Source organism: Providencia sp. PROV130, from assembly GCF_028482225.1.
GTDB classification, from domain to species: Bacteria; Pseudomonadota; Gammaproteobacteria; order Enterobacterales; family Enterobacteriaceae; genus Providencia; species Providencia rettgeri.
The window spans coordinates 1-2,760 of sequence record NZ_JAMPQC010000033.1 but is presented as its reverse complement, the minus strand read 5'-3'; the positions used below and the strand labels follow the sequence as shown (position 1 = coordinate 2,760).

Here is a 2,760-nt window from a genome sequence, read left to right as displayed (position 1 = left end):
TGTTAACTTTAATGCTCGTTTAGTTGCTGCAACTTGTGATATTAGCGCTTCTAAAGATTTAATCAGCTTAGGAACTCACTCAAACGAAAAAATTGATACTGCTAAAGCATTATCGGAAGCAAACTTTAACTTAGTTTTAAATAACTGTACTAAAGTTTATAACGGTGACGCAGGTGGCAATAACGAAGCTGCAAATGCAACTTCTGTTTCTATCTTAGCTACAGGTGAAGCATTAACTGGTCACTCAGATATGTTTGCTGATGCTCAAGCATCACAAATCGGTGTTAAGTTAGCGGCTGGTAAAGCAAAAACGGCTATCAACCCTAACACTGCAACTGAAATTGCAGACCTGAAAGTTACAGGTCAAAATGACTACATCATTCCAATGGTTGCAGGTCTTTATGCAACAACGACTGATGCTGTCGCTCAAAACTTAAACGTACCAGTAACCTTCAGTGTTGCTTACGACTAATAAAAGTCGTCCGTTAGTTTAGCTAGTAAGGCAGGCAGTAATTAATTACTGCCTGCTATATAAGAGAAAAGAAAATGCTAAAATTAAAATCTCTATTTTTTATCTTATTAACATTTTCATTTGTTACTCAAGCGGGTGTCGGTTTAAGTCAAACCCGTATTATTATTGAAGAAGCAACTAATTCTGCTGCTATTACAGCTCGTAATGAAGACAATAAATCGTATTTAGTGGCAAGTTTTATTACACAACAATTAGATAGCAAAATACCTTCTGAAGGCTTATTTGTCATTACACCTTCTATTTTTAAATTAGCACCGAAACAGCGCAATATTATTAAAATTAAAGCAATCTCACATAAGTTTCCGAAAGATCGCGAAAGTATGTATTACTTTCATTCCAGAAATGTTCCTGAATCAAATAAAGCGGATGGCGTTAAGGTTGGACTAGAAAGTGTAATTAAGATTTTTTATCGCCCTGCTAATTTGACAATGATTCAAGAGGATGCATTTAAGAGTATTAAAATAACTCAAAATGCGAATGGCATTAAGCTAATCAATAACTCACCTTATTATATTAATTTAGCTGGTTTATTCGTTAATAACAAAGCAATTAAGTTAAATAAACAAAATAATGTAATTGCACCATTCACTGACATGAATTATACAACCCAATTGAAAACGGGAGTAGTGAAATGGGCCGTTATCAACGATCTTGGAGGATATAATGAATATCATGGGACTATTGAGTAAAACCTTATTGGTACTGGGAATGGTTTTTTTCTCCAGTCAATTGGTTGCGCAAAATGGACAAATCCAGTTCAAAACCAAGATCATTAAAGGAACTTGTGAATTTGATGATAATAGTGAATTAGATAAATACATCGATTTTAGTCAAAATGGTACATTAATTGCCTCTGAGGTCGATAGCAACCCAATTAATAAACCTATACAAAGTGAAAATTTTTCTTACACTATTGTATGCAAAAATTTCCCTGCTAATAGCGATAAAAAAATTAAAGTAAAATCAAAATCAGCAGCATCTACTCAGTTTAATAATGGTGTTTTCTTTGGTTTAGCAGACACAACTAAAACGGGTTTTTTACTTGAGTCTTGTGATAACAATAATCAGAACTGCCAAGCCGTCAGCGATGGCGGAGTTTCAGCGTTTCCTTCTACAACGAGTGATTCCGTTGTCGTTAATTACCGAGTCAGCTTAGTGAAGCGCGAAAATAATGTTAAACCGGGCAATGCGAATGCCGCTGTTACTTTTGAATATTATCAGGATTGATGGTCATGAAAAAAATAAAACAGCGATTACTGACTCTTCTAATGGTGTTCATGTATTACCCAGCAATGGCCGCAGATAACTATCAGGTTCAATACGAGTTTTCTGTTTTATTTTTAGCGAAAACCTGTGAAATTGATGTTCCTAATGAAATTATATTAGGCAATTCATCCGGTGTGACGACAATCAGTGAAATTAAGAATGATACAGTGTCGAAAAATTTTTCGATTGGTTTAAAAAATTGCACCAGCACGGATCAAACAACAGCGGTTGTTTATCTAGCATCTGGAAATACGTTAGCGGGCAGCAATAATTTCTTTAATGATGACCCTAATGGGGTGATAGGTGTTCAATTATTAGATGGAACACGTGTTATTAGTGCCAACCAAACCGCACTAGTCAAACCTGATGTAGCTTCAATCATATGGGATAACATAAAAAGCACGAGTGAAACAAAAATGATCAATGCTAAATTACGTTGTGCTAAAACAGATTGTGACCCAGATGACGGTGATTTTTCAGCAACCTTAACGATTGGTTATTACGCCGATTAATCACTGTTACGCTAATTAAAAAAATAATAAATAAAATAACAACAAAATAATTAAATTTACTCATAAATGAGTTGAATAGCCTATTCATAATTAAACAGTTATGTCGTTTTTTGATATTTGATTATTTAACGATACTAAATAATTTTAACAAAGATGGAAACAGAGAAATAATATTAATTTCTTTTCAACCAATAATATTGTGCTACTAAATTAACTAAATGTATTCCGGTTGAAAAATAATCCACAATAATAAATAACAAAAGGTGATGCAGTGAAAGGGATGAAATTAAATATAATTGCATTAGAGGTTTTTCTTTGCTGCTATGCAATGACGCCCTCTTTTTCGCCTGCCGAATCTTATTTCGACCCCGGTTTATTAATGCACGGGAGCGGGATTGATGTTTCTCAGCTCGATTTAAACGACTTCGCCAACAGTAACACCTTAACCCC

Annotated in this window: 4 protein-coding genes; all 4 read left to right on the top strand. The window is 34.3% G+C overall.

The genetic code is table 11. From position 1 onward, the window contains the following. Positions 1 to 472 (top strand): fimbrial protein (locus PSF28_RS20635; protein WP_272685588.1); only part of this gene is annotated, 472 nt, incomplete at its 5' end. A 74-nt stretch (positions 473 to 546) separates the two neighbouring features. Beyond that, positions 547 to 1,221 (top strand): fimbrial biogenesis chaperone, encoded by a 675-nt coding sequence (locus PSF28_RS20630; protein ID WP_272685587.1) that lies wholly within the window; start codon positions 547 to 549, stop codon positions 1,219 to 1,221. Then, entirely contained in the window at positions 1,196 to 1,759 is a 564-nt protein-coding gene (locus PSF28_RS20625; RefSeq protein WP_272685586.1) for a fimbrial protein, read from the top strand. Before PSF28_RS20630 ends, PSF28_RS20625 begins: the two co-directional genes overlap by 26 nt. A gap of 5 nt (positions 1,760 to 1,764) precedes the next feature. Then, on the top strand, positions 1,765 to 2,310 hold the full coding sequence (locus PSF28_RS20620; RefSeq protein WP_210840446.1) for a fimbrial protein: 546 nt from the start codon (positions 1,765 to 1,767) through the stop codon (positions 2,308 to 2,310). Positions 2,311 to 2,760: the final 450 nt, after the last annotated feature.